This window comes from Rhodococcus cerastii (genome assembly GCF_033042195.1).
GTDB lineage: Bacteria > Actinomycetota > Actinomycetes > Mycobacteriales > Mycobacteriaceae > Rhodococcoides.
This window is the reverse complement of record NZ_JAWLKF010000010.1, coordinates 139,261-159,812: the sequence shown is the minus strand read 5'-3', so window position 1 is coordinate 159,812 and position 20,552 is coordinate 139,261. Positions and strand designations below refer to the sequence as shown.

Genomic DNA, 20,552 nt, shown 5'->3' with positions numbered 1-20,552 from the left:
CCGATGGGCCCCAGTCCGAAGACTGGGGCCCAACTGGTTTAGTTCTAACATAGAGACGGCACCCCCGGTGCCCCAATGTGCAACTCCGCGCCGCAGCGTTGGACGCAAACGGAACAGATCGACGAGGAGTCAGCAATTGAATTCGAGTACCCGTAGCGCCAAGCGCCCCCTGTTGTCGACGGTTCTCGCGGTGGCCTTATCGGTGACGGCATGTTCGAGTGGAAGCAGTCCACAGGTAAATCTGGACGGCGCAGTCCCCACTCCGCCTGCAGGCGACGATCGCGGCGCGATCGTGTCCTCGGAAGTTTTCGAGACCGACTACCAGCCACTCGCAGGCGCAGCGCTTCGCAAGGTCCTCTACAAATCCACCTCGGGTATCGACGGAACCGAAAAGACTGTCTCCGCCGTCGTGGTCGTACCGAGTTCCGCTCCACCGCAAGGCGGGTGGCCGGTAGTCGTGTACGGACACGGAACCACAGGTATCAAACCGGAATGCGGTCCGTCGAACGACCCGACACTCATGGGCGGTGCCGCGGCCGCTGCCGTTCTGGCAAGCAAGGGATACATCACTGTCCTGCCCGACTACCAGGGCCTCGGCACAGTGCAGGCCGGCGACATCCATCCCTACCTCGAACCGAACACCGCAGGCCACAACATGATCGATGCTGCCCGCGCAGCCCGCTACCTGGTACCGAACACCTCCACCCGATGGGTCGCGTACGGCGCCTCGCAGGGCGGTCAAGCAGCCTGGGCAGCAAACGAACTCAGCTCGACCTACGGCACCGGACTCGATCTGGTCGGGGCCGTGGCACTCTCGCCGATCACCGATGCCACCGGGCTCGTCGACGCAGCCGTTGCCGGCACCTTGACCGGTGCTCAGAAGCTCGTCATGCCGATGCTGCTCGAGACGCTGGCAGAATCGGACCCGACCATCGAACTCGGCGATTACATCCACGGTGAAGCACTGGCCAAAAAGGATCTACTCACCACGTGTCTGAACGTGAACCCCGAGGCCATAGACGCCGTCGGCCGACAGATCTACGCACTGGACTTCGCACCCTCGACCCCTGAATCCGAAACTGCACTGCGGACCGTGCTGACGGAAAGGGCATTGCCGAAGACTCCGACGCAGGCACCGATGCTGGTGATTTACGGCGACGAGGACGACACGGTCCTGCCCGCCTGGACCACCGCGTCGGTCGCCGAGGCATGCGCCAAGGGGGACATCATCGAGTCGATCCTGCAGCCCGGGAAAGGGCACGCCGTGGACCCGACGCCTTCCGTCGATTTCCTCGCCGAAAGATTCGCGGGAGCCTCTCCCACCAACTCTTGCTGACCTTGTTCGCGGAGCGGCGCGGCGGAAGCTCGAAGGCAACCCGCGTCTTCGGCCAGCGGCGCACCATCCACGTGGCCGCAAATCCTCCGAGTGTGCCGGCAACAATATAGATCGGAAACGCGACCCAGGCGGTGCGTATGCCCGCGGCGTTCACCGCTAGTACGGCACCGATCATCACGGGGTAATGGATGCAGTAGAAGATGAGCGAGTTCGATCCTACGAACACGAGCGTTCTCGCCAGCCGACCGTCACCGACAGTGAAGCCGGATGCGGTCGCCACACAGATCGCACAAAGCACCAGCAGCGCATATGCGGGGTGGAACCGAATGTCGATACCGAGAAAGCTCGCGACAGAAGTACCGATCGTGATCAGAATCAGTAGCGGCAGGACGAATCGGTTTCGGCCGATCGCACGCCAGATGCCGGGATTGAGGGCGGCCCAGTAGCCGATGATGAAGAACGGCCACAGGTAGAACGGACGTACGTTGAATCCGGTCGTCGCCAACCCGAGCGCGACCACACAGCTCGAGGCCAGAACCCAGAGGGGAGCCTTTTTCAATACGAAGGCGACCGTATAGAACAGCAGGAGACACCACAGGTACCACGTGTACAGCTCCGGCTGAACCGCTATGCGCACCAGTGGGCCGGGTGCCAATTGACCGACCATCCCGACGGTGATCAGCGACCACACGACGTACGGCCACGCGATTCGACGGAGTTTGCCACTTGCGAACCGGCGCAACGGCTTCTGCAGTGACCTTCCGAGCAACATGCCGGACAGAAAGATCAGCATCGGCATACGGAACGGCGACAAGATGTTGTTCAACTGCCACAGGATCGGCGGTGCGGATCGATCGAACCACGTAAGCGCCTCTACAGCATGGTGCACTATGACCGCGAAGATGGCCGCACCGCGCAGCACATCCATCCACAGCGCCCGAGTCGTCGTCGACGGAGCCTCGGCATCGACTCGCACGGTCATTTTTCCACCGGGGAACGCACTTGCGACGCATCACGGGAGCGGTCGGTTCGTTCGGGCCCGGCGGACAACGCCACGAGGAACCCGGCCAGGCAGACCATAGCTGTCATCCACGACGTGCCCTCCCAGAACTGAATTGTGTCCAGCAGGCCGGGATGTGCGCGCCACACCTCCACGACGTTGAGCGCCGACAGGGGAACAACGAAGATTCCGCAATAGACCAGCAGGCTCCCCGGAAATCCGAAGGAGGTAGCCACGTATGCCACGATCACAGACGCGACGACGAAGATCCCGACGAACACGGCCATGTCGAAATTGCCGCCAACCATCCGATTCAACTTGAAATACACGTGCATCGGGCCGTCGTAGGTGAAGCTCCGCGAATCCCACACCATGTAGCCGAACCACCAGATCAGACTTGTCGCAGCACTGATCGCCGCCAACAGCAACGAACTTCCCCGGTGCCCACGCCGGAAGAACATCGGCAGGCCGAGAGTGAGGAACGGAAATCTGAACTGGGACACGACGATGGTGGCAGGAACCAGGATCCACAACGCAACCTTGTTGTCCGACAACGACAATGCGATCAGCGCCGCCAGCGCGAATCCGAACGTCAGGAAGTCGTTACCGTTGGCGAGCGACAACCAGAACCCCGGCGTCAGCGCAAGCAGAACCATGAAACGATTGAGCGTGGCCAAGCCGACCGTTTTGCCGATCACCAGCAGGCACAGTCCGATGAGCAGTGACATCGTCAGCGGGTAGCCGATCACCGCTACCGGCGCATGAGCCACCAACCACCCGGGCCCGCAACTCATCGCATTGCCCGTCGACATCTGAGACGCGTCGTACGGCCACTGCCCGGTGAGCATCCGATCGACACCCACAGCCAAGCATTCGCCCTGGTCGCTGCCTCGACCCTCCCCGCGCAGGGATGCCAGGCGTGGCTGTACGACAGCGACCATGAACAGCACAGCAACGATGGTCGACGGCCCCAACCAACGTCCGAATCGGAGAAAGTAGCGATGAAAGAACGGAAGCGCGCACGCTGCAATGAGAACCACGAGCAAGATCGGTCCAGGCAACGGCAGCAGCGAACCGATCAGTTCCGCCTTCGCGAACACGGCGATCCCGGTCACCACTCCACATCCGACGTAGATGCCCGTCGTCACCCGAGGTGACAGCTCGCGTGACTTCACTTGTCCACCGCGACGTCGGCAGCCAACGGTACCGATCCTTCGGCCTGCTTTCGCTTACGGTTACGCAGATTCATGAACGGTTTCTCCAAGATCTGGTAGGACAACGTGCCGACGATGAGGGTGGCAACAAGCCCAACAGGCCAGTACTGAAGGATGCCCCACGGTGTCAGCAGAAACATCTGCTGCCACAGGTACATGCTGTAGCTTGCGATTCCCAGCCACTTGATCAGCTTGTAGTTGAAGAGCCGCCCAACGAGCGATTCGTGATGGTAGACAGCCATTGCAATGATCGCGACGATAGCGATGTTCTGAATGGAGAAGCCTGCAACCAGCATGAACTTCTTACCCAGGAGCACCTCACCGAACAACGACACGATGAGCCCGAAGACCGCCACCAATCCTATCGGCCACGGCTTGGTGAGAAGTTTTTGAACGCGTTCGGTATGCCAGACGAGGGCGAGGAGACAGCCCACGGCCAACGTGTCGAACCGAACATGGAATTGGTAGATCATCGTGTCGCGCAAGCCCGGCAGCAGAAAATAGCTGGCAACCCGTACAAGCGGCGCAGCCACAATTGCAATGGCCAGGGCCCTTGGCAAGTTCTTGTACCCGATAGCCAATATCACCACCGGCCACACGAGGTAGAACTGCTCTTCGAGCGAGAGCGTCCACGTATGCCCCAGAACCGCGTCTGTCCCCTGATCCAAGTAATTGGTGACGAACAACAGCGCGGACGCGAGATTGATCGGCTCCACCTCGACGTATCCCAACGCACCGAGCAATGCCGTGACGCCGACCAAACCCCACAGCGCCGGCCACAGGCGCACGGCCCGACGAACGTAGAAGTTCTTCAACGAGATCGACCCCGAGCGCTGCTTCTCGCGAATGAGAACGAGAGTGATCAAAAAACCCGAGAGCTGGAGGAAGGTCGAAACTGCCACCATCCCGATGTGGTGGACCGAAACGTAAGCGGGGGTGTCCGCCGTGAGCCGGAAGAGCACGATGTGCACGACCATGACGGTCAGAAGCGCGTACCCGCGGATCCCGTCCAACGACGGAATTCTCTTGTCGCGACCCGTACCGACTGTCGGCGGTTGTACTTTTGTGACCACAGCGATTCCCCCTGCCCCTAGATCCAGTAGCGACGGTAGGGTTTCAAGTTCTTCTGGCCACCCGGATCGCGATGCTTGATGAGTTTCGCCGGATTACCCGCGTAGATGCCGTTCTCTTCCAGAACGCCGAATGCGACTGCCTTGGCACCCAGGACGACACCGTCCTTCAGCACTGCACCGGACATGACCGTCGCGCCGGTGCACAACCACACCCGGTCACCGATCGTGGTAGGTCGGTATCGCGTGCCGTGATCGGGGTCGTTGGGATCGTGGTCACCGCTGTGGATAGTGACGAACGGAGCCATGTCCACGTACGAACCGATTTTGATCTTGCCTCGACCGTCCAGGTGCGAGTGGTATCCGATGTTGGTGTTATCGCCGATCTCGATTCCCCCGAGATCCGAAACGAACGTCCATCGCCCGATCACGACATCGCGACCGACAACCCAACGCATCAACGTTCGGGCAGACAGATTTCGCAACCGCTGAATCGGGATCCGCAACACGAAATTCGCGAAAGCCACGCGGGTCTCGACGGCGAACCGACGCAGTTCTCCCACTATTCCGTTCTCTCTCATTCGATGAGAATACGAAACATCCGCTACGTCGGCACTTCCACCGCCGTGAGATTCTTCATAGTCCGCTGCTGATCAGATTTCTTACGCCTGGCCAGCCATGCTGTTCGCATTACCGATCCGAACGCCAAAGCACCGATCAGTCCGTTCGCAGTCGCGAACGGATTGAGACTCAGACTGAACACCACGAAGAACACGGCTACCGACGACGCGCCCGTGGCAGAAGGATCCAGTCGAATCGACAAGGCGTCGATCATGACCTTGACAAACAGGGCGACCACCGCGATCGCCACGAACGGGCCTGCCTTGAACAAGACGTCGACGAACATGTTGTCCAAGTTCACCGTGCCGCCTCCGGCGATACCACCCTTGCCGAGCGGATACAGCATCGCCTCGGGTGCCAGCTGAAGCAGCTTGAGGCGAGTCTGCGCAGAACCGTCGGTGCTGGCGTCGAACTCTGTCAGTCGGTTGGCGTTGAGAATCGACGAATCGTCACCGAACCTGCCCACCACGGTGACAACCAGGTACCCCGCCGCCACTGCGATTCCGACAGGAACAACTCGGCTGACCCCGCCGCGTCCGGAAATTGCCATCCACGCGAGAGCCGCAGCCAGGCCGAGCAGTGCCGACCGCACTCCCGTCAGCACGAGCGCGAACGCCATCGCACCCATGCCGGACAATAGAAACACCTGTGTCGCAAGATTTTTGGTCGCACGGATTCTCGCGATCGCAGCCAACAGAGCCGCCGAGAGCACCGCCGAGAAAGACGCGGGAGACTCGGCTGTCCCGAACACCCGGAGCTGTTGAACGAACGGCTGCCCGATGCTGTTGAGCTTGGACGAGAGCATCCACAGCCGATCCCACTCGAACAGAAGGAAGAACTGCGCGATGCCGTACGCCGCCACGACGGTTCCGATTATCGGCAGCAGCCTCTCGACGGTGTCCCACACATCGGGCAACCGACCACCGCGAACCTGAACCACGATCAGCAGCATGGAGCACTGCACGATGAGCGTGAACAGCGAAGGCACCGCAAACAATTTGTGCGCAAAGTTTGCGAGCACGAACACGCCGACCGTCACGTACACGAGCCGTTGCCAGATGTCGCGTGGACCGTCGTACTTCTTGTCCGCATACAGCAGGGCCACAACCGCAAGCAGGACCGGAAGCAGGACCAAGGGATCCGCGTCGATGCGTCCGTCCTCGGCGAGGATCCGCCGCACGAACGCACCGAAACAGGTGATCAGCGCCGCGACTACCAAAGATGTCTTGGGACGCCATGCAATGGCGGCCATCAGCACGAACAAGAACACGATGTACATCTGGTAGCTCAGTGACGACCCCATCACCGCGAAGAAGAAGACAACGAAAGCGGCCCCGCACAGCTTCAGGCCGAGGACGACAGCAGCGCGATGACGGTCCCAACGGCGTGCGAGCGCATACATGGTCACGTGTCAGATCCCGTCTACAGCAATGGATGGTTCGCGATGCATCCGCCTGGTGACGATCTCGAGCCCCACACAACGTACAGCGGCGGCGACCAGAGCCACCGACGCCGCCTCGACTCCGGTGAGCCCGTCACGCCCCAGGAGCAACAACCCGGCCAGTGCGACGATGGCCGTGACCCACGAGGGCTTCACCAACTTTTCAGGCTTGCCGATGCCGGCGAAATACGAGATGTCGACAACGTAGCGATCGTTCAGGATGCCCGCCAACACGAGCAACGCCATGATGGGGCGCAGGCCCTCGAACTCGGGTCCGAACACCAGCCCGACGAACGGTGCGCCGATGGCGATGACGACGATGCCCGACGCCGTACTGAGCAGCACACTCCGGCGCCTCGTCTTCTTGTGCAGCAGAGCCAGATCCGAGTTCCCGTCGGCATTCCTCGAATCGGGATACATCATCACACCCACAGCGCGCGAGAGCGGGTTCGCCACGAGTACTGCGGTGGTCGCGACGGCATAACGACCCAGTTCCGCGGGGGTGGACATGACCACCATCAACACCTGGTCCATCCGGGCAGTCACCGCATCCGACGCCGCCGATGCCCATCGCGGCAGGGCATACGAGAAAACCGAACGGGCCTGCCCCCACGCCACGCCCCGACCGAGCCGGGGAACCAACAGCCCGATCGCGACCAGAATGTAGACGACCATCGAGCCCAAATACACCGCGATAGCGCTCTCGACGGACAACGTTCCGGTGAGCGCAAGCACCACGACAGCAATGCTCGGCAGCACCAACGGCGTCGCGCGAAGCAGATTCCACAGATGCATCCGTGATTCCGCATATGCGATTTCCTGCGAGCAATATGCCACGCCCACGAAAGGCAACAGCACCGAGACCACTCGGAGCCCGGTAGTGACATACGGCGGATAGTTCTCTGCGAACCACGGCGCGACGAACCACAGAACGATCCCTGCGAGGGCTCCGAGAACGGCAGAGAGAACGGCCGCGACCGATACCGTCGACGAGCGGTTCTTGGAAGACATGTATCCAGCGGCATTCGGCACACCGAAATACACCAGCCACGCCAACACCGTCAGCGTCACCATCACGGCAGTGACTGCGCCGCGCCCGTCGGCCCCGAGATGTCGGGCGATGAGCACGCCACTGACGAGCCCCATCAGAGTGGTGCCCGCCTCGGTACCTGCGACTCCGAGTAGCTTCTTGTACTTGCCGAGGTTTGCCATAGTTGCCTCGTATGTTCTGCGAACCAGCGCCTCGGCGCAACTTGGCCGCATGGGTCGGCCACCGAGGACACGCGAATTCGGGCCGTCGGCTGCATAATTCCCGGTGTGGCCAACACCCTGTATCTGACCCATTCGGCGGTGCCCGCCGGTGCCGAGCTCCATCTGATGAAACTGCTCGAGCACGCGACGACCTGTGCTGGGGTTTCGTTCGCAATCGACGGGCCGGTTGTCGAACTGTTCCGTCAGCGAGGAATACACGTCGAGGTGTTCGGCGGCCCAGCGGATGCACTATCGATCAAGCGCGTCGAAACAGGATTGACCTCACGGCTACGTGCGCTCGGCGGCTTGGTTCGCTACGGATGGGCCCTCGGCGGCCAGGTGCGCACACGGGACTACGAGCTGATCGTGGCCTGGACGATCAAGTCCTTGCTGTACGGGACAATCGCGGCAAAGCGGGCCCGGGTGCCCCTCGTGTGGTGCGTCAACGATAGATTGTCACCCGAATATTTCGGCCGGACAGCATCTTTCGTCTTGTCCAAACTTGCGACGTTCTTGCCGCGCGCTTTCATCGTCAACAGTCGCGCGACACTGGACACTGTCGACACGCACGGCAAACCTGTGCTGATTGCCCCGCCGGGGCTCACCGTGACCGGCCGGCAGCGCGTCCGATCTGCAGTGACCGTTGTCGCAATGGTCGGGCGGATCGCGCCGTGGAAGGGACAGCTCGAATTCGTTCGCGCATTCGACGCTGCCTTCGCGGGCACAGATGTGCGTGCGGTCGTCGTCGGTGGGCCGCTGTTCGGCGAGGACGACTACTTCGACGAGATCCGTGCCGCAGCGGCGGCAAGCACATCAGCGCAGCAGATCACCTTCACCGGACATGTCCAGAACGTCGCCGAGGTTCTTCTCGACTCCGATGTACTCGTCCACGCATCGATCATCCCCGAACCCTTCGGTGCCGTCGTGCTCGAAGGACTGGCAGCCGGAAACGCGGTCGTGGCCACCCGACCAGGCGGCCCAGCAGAGGTGATCACCGACGGCAGAGATGGCCTACTGACACCCTGTGGCGACGTCGCAGCCCTGACGAACGCACTCGAGAAATTGCGTGACGATCCTGCTCTGGTGGAGCGGTTGTCGTTCGCCGCAACCACTCGTGCGCGAGATTACGACGTGGAGGCCATCTCGATGTCGATGCAGGCCTGGCTCGAGACCGTCCGTACCGGCGCTGCACGGGGAGTGACCTCGGCGGTGTGACCGCCGGGGGCCGTTACAGGATTGCTTTCCACTGTTCTGCAGTGCGCGCCCAGGATACGTTCTGTACGGCCCACCGATATGCGTTCTCGCCCTGAGCCTTTCGGGCGGCCTCGTCGACTGCGAGCGACTCGACGAGGTCCGGGAACTGATTCCGCTCGTGCGCGAGCAGCAACGAGTTGCCGTACCACTCGACGTCGGTGTCGGCACCCGCCGTCGACACGACTGCTCGGCCTGCCGCCAACGAATTCGCGATTGTCGAACGCCGACCGGACGCGCCGTCCGTGAACGGAAGCAACACGATGTCCGCGTCGAACAATTCCTGCGTGACCACATTCTCGGCGCAGTAGCCGAGCAATGTCGCCCGAGAGTCCGGTGCAGCCGCAGTTCCGACCACGCGGAGCTCGTACGCGACGCCGATCGAGTCCAATCGATCGAGAGCGTCGACGATGAGCGAGAAGTCACGAGAGGGGTGCGAGGATCCGAAATGCAGAAGCCGCAACACACCGCCGCCGGTGGGGGTACCCCGCCTGATGCCCCGCAACGTGGGGGAAATGGGGATGACGCTTATCTTCTTGCGCACCCACGGAATTCGGGAACCCAGCGAGCGAGCACGCGAGGCGATCGTCACTACCGTCCGATGGGCCGACGACGACAGCAGCGCGACGATCGCGCCTTGGATCGGGAGCAGTAGCCGAGGCTTGAGTCGCGCTTGATTGGACGCCATTTCGTGAAACAGAACGACCAGATTCGAAGTGTGCCACCGCATCAGCAACACCAGAACCGGAATCATCACCGGCACACCCTGCTTTTGATACATATGTGGCACGTAGTGGAACACCACGGAGTCAGGCCGCACGGACCGCAGGACCCTCCGCACACTCGACGGCGTCCATCGCTCGATCTCGACGGTATCGACGCCGCCGAACGGCTTTCGTCCCACCCACGGCTGAGTGAGGATCGTGACGTCCCAATCCTCGGTCTCTCCGATGACCTCGTCGAGCCACAGGGCGCAGTAGTCGGCCACGCCACCGGGTTCGGGTGGAAACTCTTTCGACACCACCAGCAGTCGGCGGCCCATCTAGTCGGCGTCGAGTGAGCGCAGCGGCTTCGCGGGAATGCCGCCGTACAGAGTGTTGGGTTCACAGTCCTTGGTCACGATGGCACCCGCGGCGATCATGCAACCGGCACCGATCGTGACACCAGGCAGAATCACCACGTTCGCACCGACCCAGGTTCCGGCCCCAATCGTGATCGGCTCGGCCTCGACGATTCCCCACCTGTCGTGCGACGGACCCATGGTGTGACTCGCCGTCACCAGGCAGACACCGTAGGCCAGTCCGACATTGGCGTCCATGGTGATCGGCGCATGCGCATCCAAGGTCACGTTCGCATTGATTCCGCATCCGCGGGCAATGCGCAGATTGGAGATCTCACCCTCTATGTGAAGGTGGGGGTACACCGCCACGTGCTTGATCCCAGCGCCGCCCATACGCATCAGGAGTGCCCGCGCCCGAAGGCTCCATACCGGGTGGGCGGCAACTCCGTTGATCCAGAAACGCTGCAATGCTCGCATAGCTTCCGGACGCTACCGTGGAATCAGCACACTCTCCATCCGAGTGATCTGCATCTCCATCATCGCGCTCGAAGTGCAATTTTCGGCAGAACGCCCTTTAATTCTATTTGCGCACATACTCCCTGGCAGGAAGAGAACTACCGGTGAGCATTCGTGTACACATGACCGGGTCCGAGTGGTTCGGTTCCCTGCCTGGTGGTCTCAACAGATACTTCGAGTCTCTCTATCTCGCTTTGAAAGCACTCGACTCGACCACCGAGTGCAACGTCACCGCTGCCGCATTCGGTGAGGCATTGCCCGGAGGGCAGACCTGGGGTGCACTCGATCGACCGCTTCCTGTCCGGCTCGCCGCCGCGAGCACTCCGATCGACGTGCGACCGGACGGAATAGTCGACCGCCACTTCGCGCTGTACGGCTACACGGCACCGGTGAGGGGAAAAGCCGTGTCGGTGACTCACTTTCACGGACCATGGGCGGCGGAAAGTGCCGCGTCAGGGTCTCGCGCCGGAATCAAATTCGCTGTCGAGAAACTTCTCTACCGGCGATCGGATGCCTACATCGTTCTCTCCGAGAGCTTCAAGAACCTCCTTGTCGAACAGTATTCGGTGGCCCCGGACGATGTACGCGTCATTCCTCCGGGTGCCGAACTGGGACACTTTCGATCGACGGACATTCCGCAAGGCCCACCGCTGGTGGTCTCTGCGCGCAGACTCGAGAAGCGAATGGGACTCGATGTTCTCCTCGCCGGGTGGCCGTCCGTCGTCGCCGAACACCCGGATGCGCAGCTGGTGATCGTCGGTACCGGCAGCTATGAGGTGGAGCTACGCCGAATTGCGTCCGAATCTCCGGCAGCGGCCAGCATCACCTTCGAGGGACGCGTCAGCGACGAACGATTGGCGCAGCTGTACGCACTCGCCACCGTCACCGTCGTGCCCAGCCTGTCGCTCGAGGGCTTCGGCCTGATCGCGCTGGAATCGCTCGCTTCGGGCCGAGCACCGATCGTCACGAACTGCGGAGGCCTCCCGGACTCCGTCGTCGGGCTCGACTCCTCACTGGTAGTCCCACCAGGCGACACCGGTATGTTGGCGATGCGTATATCCGACGCTCTGACCGGTAACCATCCGACTCCTGCTCAGTGCAGAGCCCACGCCGAAACCTTTGATTGGCAAACCATCGCACGCCGCCATGTAAATCTCTATTCGACGCTACTCGAGAGGCACTCGTGAAACGTGCACTGGTTCTTGTACTCCTGATCGCCGCCATGTTCACGGTGACCGCACCGGCCAACGCTGCGAACGGTGACCTGCAGCTGGGGTTCGCCAGCGGGTCCGAGCTCGGTCGACTGTCACCGGAAGACCTCGACCGGCAACTCCAGTCGGCAGCGGATGTCGGAGCAACGTGGGTACGAGTCGAAATGGACTGGGGCGATATCGAACCGGAACCGGGTGTGTTCACCTGGGATTCCACCGACCGAGTGGTTGCCTCTGCCCGCGCACACGGGCTGCAGATCCTGGGGCTGTTGACCTACACCCCGGTATGGGCGCAGCGCGGCTTCGTGCTCCCCGGTTCGCAACAGGCCGCGCCCGCCGATCCGAACCAGTTCGGCAATTTCGCAGCAGCCGCAGCATCCCGATACACGGATTCGATCCAGACCTGGGAAATATGGAACGAACCGAACATCGCAGTCTTCTACGGACCATCCGTCGATGTGCGTTCTTACCTCCAGGTTCTTCAAGCAGGTTACGTTCGCATTCATGAAATCCAGCCCGGTGCAACGGTTCTCAGCGGTGGGCTGTCCAACGCGCAAGACGTGCTGCCCATCGGCCTATCTCCGGTGGCCTTCCTGAATCAGTTGTATGCGCTCGGTGGTGGAGCTTTCCTCGACGGCGTAGCAATGCATCCGTACACCACACCCGGCTACGCGCCCGACAACGCCAACTGGACCCAGATGGCTGCAATGCACACCACCATGCAGAACAACGGTGACGGCGGCAAACAGATCTGGATCACCGAGTACGGCGCGCCGACCGGGAACATCGGTTCCGAGCAGCGCCAGTCCGATATCCTCACCTCCGCTCTGGCTTCCGCGAACACGGTCCCTTTCATCGCCAGGCCTATGTTCATCCATTCGATTCGCGACGGTGGAACAGACCCGGCCAGTCCGGAAGCCAATTACGGCGTACTGCGGAAAGACTTCACACCGAAGCAGGCTTTCTACACGCTGCAGGGGATGTTCAGCTGATTCTGGCAGTCGAACCGATCGGGCCGGCGCGGGCGCAACCGAGCACAGCCTGGTAGCGACGCGCTCGAGGGCAAGGTTGCGCCGATTGCCGTCAGGACAGAGGTACTGCCGAGTCGCACGCGCAATACAGACACCCGACTGGGAGTCGGGCACCGCCGTCGGGTCAGCGAGGAGCCGACGGCATGGACTGCTGCGCACAATCTTCCCTGCGTATCGCCGAACAGCAAGGCGACCCGATCGGACTAGCCGATCGGGTCGCCGTGAATAGATGCCGGTCAGGTCAGTACGCGCCGTCGCTCCCGGCCACGGCCCGGACAGTTTTGGCAATGATGAGGATGTCGCCGACCATCGACCAATTCTCGACATACGAAAGATCGAGTCGCACAGTCTCTTCCCATGAAAGGTCCGAGCGTCCACTGACCTGCCACAAGCCTGTGATTCCGGGCTTGACCAGGAGGCGACGCCGAACCTCGCCGTCGTAGGTCTCCACTTCGCGGCGGAGCGGGGGGCGCGGACCGACAACGCTCATCTCACGCTTGAGCACGTTGATGAACTGAGGCAACTCGTCGATACTGAACTTGCGCATGATTTTTCCGACTTTGGTGACCCGTGGATCGTCGCGGATCTTGAACAGAACCCCGCCTGCGCTTTCGTTCTGCGCCAATAGGTTCGACACCTGCGCGTCAGCGTCGACGACCATGCTCCGGAACTTGATCATCGAGAACGGCTTCGCATCGATCCCCATCCGCTCGGACAGGTAGAAGACGGGTCCGCGGCTGGTGAGCTTGATCGCTGCTGCCACCACCAACAGGATCGGCGAAATCAGCAGCAGCACAGTTGCGGCGAACACCATGTCGAAGGCGGTTTTGCTGAATCTGGTTGCGCCGTTGTACTGCGGCTTCTCGACGTGGATGAGCGGGAAACCTGCAACGGGACGCATCACCAGCCGAGGCCCGGCGACATCCACCACACCGGGAGCGACCACGAGGTCGACGTTCTTCTTCTCCAGATCCCAGATCATCTTGCGGATACCAGCGGTGCCGAGATGTTCGGTAGCCGTTACCGCGACGGTGTCTGCACCGGAAGCCTCGATCGCGTCGACTACGCAGTGTTCGTCGCCCAGGACAGGTATCTCGAAACCGTCGATCGTGACGGCGGCGTCGTCGGCAGCGGAGTAACCCGGCAGGCACATTCCGACGACTGCGTATCCGGCCGACGGTGACCGCTCGAACTGCCTGGCCATCGACACCGCGGCCGCCCGGCTCCCGACGATCAGAACCGACGTCTTGTACCCACCCTTGCTTCGCTTGACCGAAACATTCTTTCGCCACAACCAGCGGCTGAGCAGCAAGCCCACCAGGCCGACCGGTAGCGCGATCGCCAAATACAAGCGAGCGATGTCCACCCGAAACAGAAGCGACAGAATCGCGATGACGCCGAACAACCGGAAGGTCGCCGACACGATTCGGCGATACTCCTCCTCGCCGGTGCCGATCACGCGCGGCGAACGAGTGCGGAAGATCGCCAGAAACCCGACCCACAGCACGATCAGCGCGACGGAAAGCCCCGAGTATCCGAAGAATGCAGCCATCCCGGAGGACTCGAGCTCCCCGAACCGAACTATCTGAGCAATCCCCACTGCCGCCAGTACGACGAGCACATCCGTGACTCGCAAGCGATCGATGTATTGGTGTTCCCACACCCGACGCGATGTGAGACGACGGGTGCGCCACCGCTGCCTCGTGCCGACCGGTTCGTTCTCGAGACGCGGGTCGACATCCGGACCGGTGTATCCCAGTGCTGTCACAGTCAATTCCTCCTGGCATCCCGATGCTCCGGGACCGCGGCTAACGGTTCTCTACGAACCGGCTCCCCCCACATCCGCGTCGACGTGAAGATTCGTTGCCTCTTGCTGGTTGAGTATCGCGAATGTCCGAGGTTGAACTCGAACGAAATGCGACTTGGTGGTCAACTTCACAGGCATGCCGAACGCAATGTAAATCGACTCGAGCGGACAGGTCGTTACAGGAATCCACCGATTGAATGACAGGGCCTGCCGCAGCTCAGAGTATTTAACCTCGTTGAAACATAGAGTCTTTCAGCTGTTCGCAAATGGTGCCGATTTCGAGTCGGGTGCACGAACCTACCGACGACTGCGATCGCGGGCACGCGCGCGGAATTCGCCGATTGCGAGGATCGTCAATGCGACCCCCAGCAGGGTGAGGGGGATCTGGCCCAAGGGAGCGTCGATGTCGAGTACGACGATCTGCCACACCACCCATCCGATGGTCACCAACCCCACCAACGCGACATACACAGCGGCCTCGGAGGCGTCGACGAGCACGGCAGCGACGCAGATCAACGGTCCGAGACCGAGGAAGATCAGCACGAACAACCCGGAGATGCGGTAGTCCCAGGTGTGCCAAGCAGGAAGCATTCCGACGTTCAAGCCGAGTGACCGCCCACTGGGGTCGGAGGTCAACGACAGTCCGTTAAACGTCCCGGCCGCACCCAACAGGATCAGCAATGCCACCGTCGACAGCTTCTTCACGGTGGTGTCATGCGTTCGTCGTCCTTCGGTTGTGGCCGGCAGCGGTTCACGTAGAAGTTGATACTGCCAGAACGAGTCCGATTGGTCTTGTTCCATTCGAGAGTGTCTGCCACGTGAGCACCTGCCCGTCGAGGCTGCGTCTAGGCTCGGTGGGTTGCGCGCCCGCCGTGGGCCGTGCCCCGACCGCACAGGAGACTCCGCATGCCCAAGCTGAAATCCATCAGCGAGTTCACCGGCAAGTGGTTCGCTCTGATCGTCGTGGCGGCAGGAGCGCTGGCCCTGATCACTCCCGATACGTTCAGCGGCGGCACACCGGCCGTTCCGTGGCTGCTGTCGATCATCATGCTCGGCATGGGAATGACGTTGCGGCTCTCCGACTTCGCGGTCGTCGCCCGACGACCGTGGGCGCTGCTGCTCGGTGTGGCCGCGCAGTTCCTCGTGATGCCGCTCCTCGGTCTCGGAATTGCCAACCTGCTCGGCCTCTCTGCCGCGCTGACCGCAGGCATGGTGCTGGTCGGTTCGGCACCGGGCGGCACGGCGTCCAACGTGATGGTCTACCTCGCCAAGGGCGACACCGCACTGTCGGTAGCCATGACGTCGGTGTCCACCCTGCTCGCACCGATCCTCACGCCACTGCTCGTACTCTGGCTCGCCGGTGAATTCCTGCCGGTCGATGCAGGCGGATTGTTCGTCTCGATCCTGCAGATCGTGCTGGTTCCCGTCGTACTGGGAGTTGTTCTGCGCCTGCTGTTTCCCGCAGCCATCGACCGCATGCTCGACGCTCTGCCGCTCTTGTCGGTGGCGGGGATAACCGCGGTGGTGCTGTTCGTGGTTGCCGCCAGCGCACCGACACTGCTGTCCATCGGAGCTCTCATCGCCCTGGCCGTCGTGCTGCACAATTCGCTGGGACTCGCCGTGGGGTACGGCATCGGCAAGGCATGCGGACTCGACGTCGCCAGCCGACGCGCGATCAGCATCGAGGTCGGGATGCAGAATTCCGGATTGGCCGCGGCTCTGGCATCGGTGCATTTCAGCCCCGCGGCAGCCCTGCCCGCAGCCATCTTCTCGGTATGGCACAACGTCTCGGGCTCACTTCTCGCCGGCTACTGGTCTCGGCGTTCGATCGAACCGAAGCCGGCCGAGCGCGCGGAGGAGTCGGCACGCTCGAGCACCGACTGAGGCTGGATTTCACACAGAATCCGGTGCAGCCGACCGCGCTAGACGCGGTCAGCTGCACCGGATTCTTCGTTTCTGGTCGCAGTTTCCTTGCGTTATCTGCACTCGTTATGCAATATTTGCAAGAGTGCTTTGCATCCGCCGAGCTCACCGTCGAGGAGGCCCCATGATCACAGTGACCAGTGCCGCGGGAGGCGTCGGCCGCTTGCTCGTTCGACAGCTCGCCGAGCAACAAGTACCGGTTCGGGCGGTGGTCAAGAACGACGCGCAAGCTGCGACCACCCGCACGGACGGGGCAACCGAGGTCGTCGTGGGCGATCTCCGGTCGGAGGACACGCTTCGGACCGCCCTGGCAGGGGCCGACGTCCTGTACCACGCGGCACCGACCCAGATCATCGACGAAAAGCCCATCATCGATCACCTGATCGAACTGGGACCGGCAAACGGGTTGCAGCACATCGTCTTCCACTCCGTGATCCATCCCAACCTGCATCAACTGACGCACCATCATCAGAAGGACATCGCCGAAGGAATGCTGAGGGACAGTGGAATCCCCACCACGGTGCTCAGACCGTCGCACTACATGCAGAACTACCTGGAAGTGTGGGAATTCCTGCAGGCCGGAGTGATGCCGTACCCGGTTTCACCGGACAGCGTGATGGGCGTAGTCGATCTTGCCGACGTCGCAGAAGCAGCCGCGAACATCCTCATCGACCCATCACCGCACACCGGGCGCGTCTACGACCTGTCCACCGTGGAACTCACCCGACACGAGATGGCGCGGATCTGGTCCGATGTACTGGGCCACCGAGTCACCGCCATTCGGATTCCCCCATCGTCGTTGACGAACCAACTGAACGTGCTGCCCGCACTCGCCTCGGTTTTCGGGCATGCAGTGCAATCGACGAAGCTGAACTCCATCGGCCACCTCGTGCGCGGTGCCAAGGCCGCGTCGAACCCTCGTGACATGAAGAATTGGCCGGCCGATGCACGCGAGGCGTACCGCACCATGATGACCCACTACGACGGCCACGGCCTGCCGGCCGGAGACCTGACCGTTCTTCCGACGCTGCTCGGTCACGCACCGACGTCGTACGAGGAGTTCGCACGACGCTCGGCCGGTGAGCTCGGGTACACGCTCGCCGGTTCGAGCCGATGAGCCGCCGAGGTTTTCGCTACCGACCCGGCCGCTCGCTGGTGACCGGCGCGAGCTCGGGAATCGGTGCCGAGTTCGCCCGAGCACTCGCTGCCCGGGGATCCGATCTCGTACTCGTCGCGCGACGAGAGGACCGACTGACCGCTCTGGCGAACGAACTCGAGCAGAACCACGGAATCCACTGCCGCACAGTGGCCTGGGACCTGTCCGAGGACGCAAGCGGACGCCGTCTGCGCGAGATCGTGCCCGAGCAGATCGATCTCGTGGTCAACAATGCGGGGTTCGCCGTACAGGGGCCGTTCGCAGACGGCGATGCCGACGACTTCGAGCGCCTCATCGCCGTCGACATCCGCGCGGTGGTGGACATCTGCTCGGCGTTCCTCCCGGACATGATCCACCGCAGGGACGGCACCATCGTCAACGTCGCCAGTACGACTGCGTTCCAACCCGTCCCGTCCCTCGCGGTGTACGCAGCCGCCAAAGCATTCGTGCTGAGCTTCAGCCAGTCCCTGTGGTACGAATCGGCACAGCACGGGGTCAGAGTGTTCGCGCTCAATCCCGGCCCGACCCGTACCGAATTCTTCGACGTCATCGGAGACACCGCGGCCGCAGCCGGCACCTACCAAACACCGGCCGAAGTCGTCGCCACTGCACTGCGCACACTCGACGCGAGACGTTCACGCCCGCAGGTGATCTCGGGCCGACGAAACACGGTTCAGGCCATCGCGGCGGGCCTGGTCCCCGCGCGAGTTCTACTGCCCACCCTGGCGCGGATGCTCCACTAGATTCGGGCCGGCACCCGACGAGGAATGTAGGGTCACGAACATGGCCAGGGTCTCCAGATTCACACTCGCCGATCGGCAGGAAGCGGTCGCACGCGCTTTCGGCGGTTCCGAGAGCCCGGCAACAGTGGCGACCGCACTGGGCATCCACACCACGACGCTCTATCGTTGGGCCGGGTCTTCCGCCACCGACGAACCCGGGCCTGCGGCGGCTCGACTGATAGAGGCCACCCAGGAACTACTGCGGGACGCCGACTACGCCGACATCACGATCGAAAGTGTCGCTCTCCGATGCGGTCTCGCGCCGAGAACCGCGTTCCACCACTTCCCCACCAAACGTGAACTCTTCCAGGCCGCCGTCGACGACGCCGCCACCGTGCTGATCGCCCGCATCCACGAAAAATCGGCGGCCGCCACTTGGCCGGAAACCCCACTCGAGCAGCTGCAGACATTCCTTCGCATCGCGGCAGCGAGCATCTACGACACCCCACGCACCCACGTCCTGTTCCGCAATCTGGGAGTACCGAGATCCGAGGGCTCGGCAGAACGCTGGCACGACAGTTTCGTCGATGCGATCGCCCAGTTGCTCCGTTCCGCCGTGGAAGCCGGGCAAATCTGTAGCGACACAGATGTATTCGCCGCAGCCCACCTAATCACCGGCACCATGCGCGGGATACACAGTGCAGTATTCGAGGGCGTCGATGCCGACACCGCCCTGGGCCTGGTCGAGAGGGTTCACCTCTTGATCCCACCTCGATGATCGAAGGGCAACCGAGGAACTCGGAGCTACCGCATCGGCGCAGCGGAACCGACCGCGTGGTTTCCCTGAGCTCAGCCAGGGTACGCGCCAACAATGGCCGATAGAACAACCGATCCCGCACCCACCGAAGCCGACCCCGATGATCCGCGTAAAGCAGACTCACCTGCCGACCTGACCAAACCCTCGTGGATCTACGTACTGAAGAAGACGGCTCGTGAGTTCTCTCGGGATCAGTGCACCGATCTCGCGGCCGCGCTGACCTACTACGCCGTGCTGTCGCTGTTCCCAGCGATTCTGGCCATTGTCTCGCTGTTGGGTGTGTTCGGTCAGGGACAGGCAACGGTCGACGGCGTATTGCAGATCGTCGGCGATCTCGGACCCCAATCGGCGGTCGACACCCTGCGCGAACCGATCGAACAGCTCGTGCAGGCACCCACCGCCGGCTTTGCGTTGATCATCGGAATCGCCGGTGCGCTGTGGTCGGCGTCCGGCTACGTCGGCGCGTTCGGCCGTGCGATGAACCGCATGTACGAGGTGGACGAGGGCAGGCCCATCTGGAAGCTGCGTCCGGTGATGCTGCTGGTGACGCTCATCGCTCTCACCCTCATTGCACTGGCCGCCGTGATGCTGGCGATCAGCGGCCCCGTGGCCAAAGCAGTGGGCGACGCCGTCGGCCTCGGCGATACCGCCCTGACGATCTGGAACATCGCGCGCTGGCCGCTGGTTCTGATCGTGGTGGTACTCGCCGTCGCGATTCTGTACTACGCGACGCCGAATGTGCAGCAGCCCAAGTTCAAATGGATCAGTTCCGGCGCGGCGGTGGGCATCATCGTGTGGATTCTGGCCACCATCGCGTTCGGCTTCTACGTCGCGAACTTCTCCAACTACAACAAGACCTACGGCTCACTCGCCGGAGCCATCGTGTTCCTGCTCTGGCTCTGGATCACCAACTTGGCCTTGCTGTTCGGAGCCGAACTCGATTCCGAACTCGAACGTGGCCGGCAGCTCCAGGCAGGAATCGTCGCGGAGAAGCGACTGCAACTGCCGCCGCGCGACACGCGGGTATCGGACAAGAACGACGAGAAGGATGCGCAGGCCGTCGAGCAGGGTCGCAAACTGCGGGAGGAACACAACCCGGAACACTGATCCGATCCGAACCTATGC

General features: G+C 62.2%; 19 protein-coding genes. 9 read left to right on the top strand and 10 right to left on the bottom strand.

The annotated features are described in order from the left end of the window. Window positions 1–136: 136 nt before the first annotated feature. The gene (locus R3P93_RS17810) at window positions 137–1,336 is read left to right on the top strand and encodes a lipase family protein (RefSeq protein ID WP_317533609.1); all 1,200 of its coding nucleotides are present in this window, start codon (window positions 137–139) and stop codon (window positions 1,334–1,336) included. Here the strand turns inward: R3P93_RS17810 and R3P93_RS17805 are convergent. Genes R3P93_RS17805 through R3P93_RS17780 form a run of 6 tightly spaced genes read right to left on the bottom strand, consistent with a single transcriptional unit; the run spans window position 1,227 to window position 7,894 of the window. After that, window positions 1,227–2,318 carry an acyltransferase family protein gene (locus R3P93_RS17805; protein ID WP_317533608.1) on the bottom strand — a complete coding sequence of 364 codons (1,092 nt, stop codon included), beginning with the start codon at window positions 2,316–2,318 and terminating at the stop codon, window positions 1,227–1,229. The genes R3P93_RS17810 and R3P93_RS17805 overlap by 110 nt on opposite strands. Further along, window positions 2,315–3,511, bottom strand: a complete 1,197-nt coding sequence (locus R3P93_RS17800) for a hypothetical protein (protein WP_317533607.1) — start codon at window positions 3,509–3,511, stop codon at window positions 2,315–2,317. Before R3P93_RS17800 ends, R3P93_RS17805 begins: the two co-directional genes overlap by 4 nt. Beyond that, window positions 3,508–4,623, bottom strand: a complete 1,116-nt coding sequence (locus R3P93_RS17795) for an acyltransferase family protein (RefSeq protein ID WP_314145163.1) — start codon at window positions 4,621–4,623, stop codon at window positions 3,508–3,510. Before R3P93_RS17795 ends, R3P93_RS17800 begins: the two co-directional genes overlap by 4 nt. A gap of 17 nt (window positions 4,624–4,640) precedes the next feature. Then, window positions 4,641–5,201: an acyltransferase gene (locus R3P93_RS17790; RefSeq protein ID WP_317533606.1), complete on the bottom strand. Its 561-nt coding sequence runs from the start codon at window positions 5,199–5,201 to the stop codon at window positions 4,641–4,643. Window positions 5,202–5,224: 23 nt separating this feature from the next. Next, window positions 5,225–6,649, bottom strand: coding sequence for a hypothetical protein (locus R3P93_RS17785; protein WP_317533605.1), 1,425 nt, complete (start codon window positions 6,647–6,649; stop codon window positions 5,225–5,227). Window positions 6,650–6,652: 3 nt separating this feature from the next. After that, a complete protein-coding gene (locus tag R3P93_RS17780; RefSeq protein WP_317533604.1) occupies window positions 6,653–7,894 on the bottom strand; it encodes an oligosaccharide flippase family protein in 1,242 nt (413 codons plus the stop codon). Window positions 7,895–7,999: 105 nt separating this feature from the next. Between R3P93_RS17780 and R3P93_RS17775 the strand changes: the two genes are divergently transcribed. Beyond that, on the top strand, window positions 8,000–9,148 hold the full coding sequence (locus R3P93_RS17775) for a glycosyltransferase family 4 protein (protein WP_317533603.1): 1,149 nt from the start codon (window positions 8,000–8,002) through the stop codon (window positions 9,146–9,148). Between the two features lie 13 nt (window positions 9,149–9,161). Here the strand turns inward: R3P93_RS17775 and R3P93_RS17770 are convergent, their stop codons facing one another. After that, window positions 9,162–10,226 carry a glycosyltransferase family protein gene (locus R3P93_RS17770; protein ID WP_317533602.1) on the bottom strand — a complete coding sequence of 355 codons (1,065 nt, stop codon included), beginning with the start codon at window positions 10,224–10,226 and terminating at the stop codon, window positions 9,162–9,164. After that, entirely contained in the window at window positions 10,227–10,721 is a 495-nt protein-coding gene (locus R3P93_RS17765) for an acyltransferase (RefSeq protein WP_317533601.1), read from the bottom strand. Window positions 10,722–10,882: 161 nt separating this feature from the next. Between R3P93_RS17765 and R3P93_RS17760 the strand changes: the two genes are divergently transcribed. Both R3P93_RS17760 and R3P93_RS17755 read left to right on the top strand, forming a co-directional pair. After that, window positions 10,883–11,947 carry a glycosyltransferase family 4 protein gene (locus R3P93_RS17760; RefSeq protein WP_317533639.1) on the top strand — a complete coding sequence of 355 codons (1,065 nt, stop codon included), beginning with the start codon at window positions 10,883–10,885 and terminating at the stop codon, window positions 11,945–11,947. Next, complete coding sequence (locus tag R3P93_RS17755) at window positions 11,944–12,963, top strand: endo-1,4-beta-xylanase (RefSeq protein ID WP_314145156.1); 1,020 nt, start codon at window positions 11,944–11,946, stop codon at window positions 12,961–12,963. Before R3P93_RS17760 ends, R3P93_RS17755 begins: the two co-directional genes overlap by 4 nt. 280 nt (window positions 12,964–13,243) lie before the next feature. On the opposite strand, the gene R3P93_RS17750 is transcribed toward R3P93_RS17755, so the two are convergent. Together R3P93_RS17750 and R3P93_RS17745 are read right to left on the bottom strand one after the other, a co-directional pair. Next, window positions 13,244–14,770, bottom strand: a complete 1,527-nt coding sequence (locus R3P93_RS17750; protein ID WP_394855325.1) for a sugar transferase — start codon at window positions 14,768–14,770, stop codon at window positions 13,244–13,246. A 336-nt stretch (window positions 14,771–15,106) separates the two neighbouring features. After that, complete coding sequence (locus R3P93_RS17745; protein WP_317533600.1) at window positions 15,107–15,514, bottom strand: hypothetical protein; 408 nt, start codon at window positions 15,512–15,514, stop codon at window positions 15,107–15,109. A gap of 201 nt (window positions 15,515–15,715) precedes the next feature. Here R3P93_RS17745 and R3P93_RS17740 point away from each other — a divergent pair, with 201 nt between their 5' ends. From R3P93_RS17740 to R3P93_RS17720, 5 genes are all read left to right on the top strand, one after another. After that, window positions 15,716–16,693 carry a bile acid:sodium symporter family protein gene (locus R3P93_RS17740; protein WP_317533599.1) on the top strand — a complete coding sequence of 326 codons (978 nt, stop codon included), beginning with the start codon at window positions 15,716–15,718 and terminating at the stop codon, window positions 16,691–16,693. A gap of 163 nt (window positions 16,694–16,856) precedes the next feature. Next, window positions 16,857–17,849 (top strand): SDR family oxidoreductase, encoded by a 993-nt coding sequence (locus R3P93_RS17735; RefSeq protein ID WP_317533598.1) that lies wholly within the window; start codon window positions 16,857–16,859, stop codon window positions 17,847–17,849. Then, window positions 17,846–18,631, top strand: coding sequence for an SDR family NAD(P)-dependent oxidoreductase (locus R3P93_RS17730; RefSeq protein WP_317533597.1), 786 nt, complete (start codon window positions 17,846–17,848; stop codon window positions 18,629–18,631). Before R3P93_RS17735 ends, R3P93_RS17730 begins: the two co-directional genes overlap by 4 nt. Before the next feature lie 40 nt (window positions 18,632–18,671). Further along, the gene (locus R3P93_RS17725; RefSeq protein ID WP_317533596.1) at window positions 18,672–19,388 is read left to right on the top strand and encodes a TetR family transcriptional regulator; all 717 of its coding nucleotides are present in this window, start codon (window positions 18,672–18,674) and stop codon (window positions 19,386–19,388) included. A 93-nt stretch (window positions 19,389–19,481) separates the two neighbouring features. Then, complete coding sequence (locus tag R3P93_RS17720; RefSeq protein ID WP_317533595.1) at window positions 19,482–20,534, top strand: YihY/virulence factor BrkB family protein; 1,053 nt, start codon at window positions 19,482–19,484, stop codon at window positions 20,532–20,534. The last annotated feature ends 18 nt before the right edge of the window (window positions 20,535–20,552 follow it).

Coding starts and splice junctions, on each gene's coding strand:
- R3P93_RS17720 (WP_317533595.1), top strand. CDS start 19,482: ATGGCCGATAGAACAACCGATCCCGCACCCACCGAAGCCGACCCCGAT.
- R3P93_RS17730 (WP_317533597.1), top strand. CDS start 17,846: ATGAGCCGCCGAGGTTTTCGCTACCGACCCGGCCGCTCGCTGGTGACC.
- R3P93_RS17780 (WP_317533604.1), bottom strand. CDS start 7,894: ATGGCAAACCTCGGCAAGTACAAGAAGCTACTCGGAGTCGCAGGTACC.
- R3P93_RS17770 (WP_317533602.1), bottom strand. CDS start 10,226: ATGGGCCGCCGACTGCTGGTGGTGTCGAAAGAGTTTCCACCCGAACCC.
- R3P93_RS17790 (WP_317533606.1), bottom strand. CDS start 5,201: ATGAGAGAGAACGGAATAGTGGGAGAACTGCGTCGGTTCGCCGTCGAG.
- R3P93_RS17805 (WP_317533608.1), bottom strand. CDS start 2,318: ATGACCGTGCGAGTCGATGCCGAGGCTCCGTCGACGACGACTCGGGCG.
- R3P93_RS17760 (WP_317533639.1), top strand. CDS start 10,883: ATGACCGGGTCCGAGTGGTTCGGTTCCCTGCCTGGTGGTCTCAACAGA.
- R3P93_RS17765 (WP_317533601.1), bottom strand. CDS start 10,721: ATGCGAGCATTGCAGCGTTTCTGGATCAACGGAGTTGCCGCCCACCCG.
- R3P93_RS17740 (WP_317533599.1), top strand. CDS start 15,716: ATGCCCAAGCTGAAATCCATCAGCGAGTTCACCGGCAAGTGGTTCGCT.
- R3P93_RS17735 (WP_317533598.1), top strand. CDS start 16,857: ATGATCACAGTGACCAGTGCCGCGGGAGGCGTCGGCCGCTTGCTCGTT.
- R3P93_RS17725 (WP_317533596.1), top strand. CDS start 18,672: ATGGCCAGGGTCTCCAGATTCACACTCGCCGATCGGCAGGAAGCGGTC.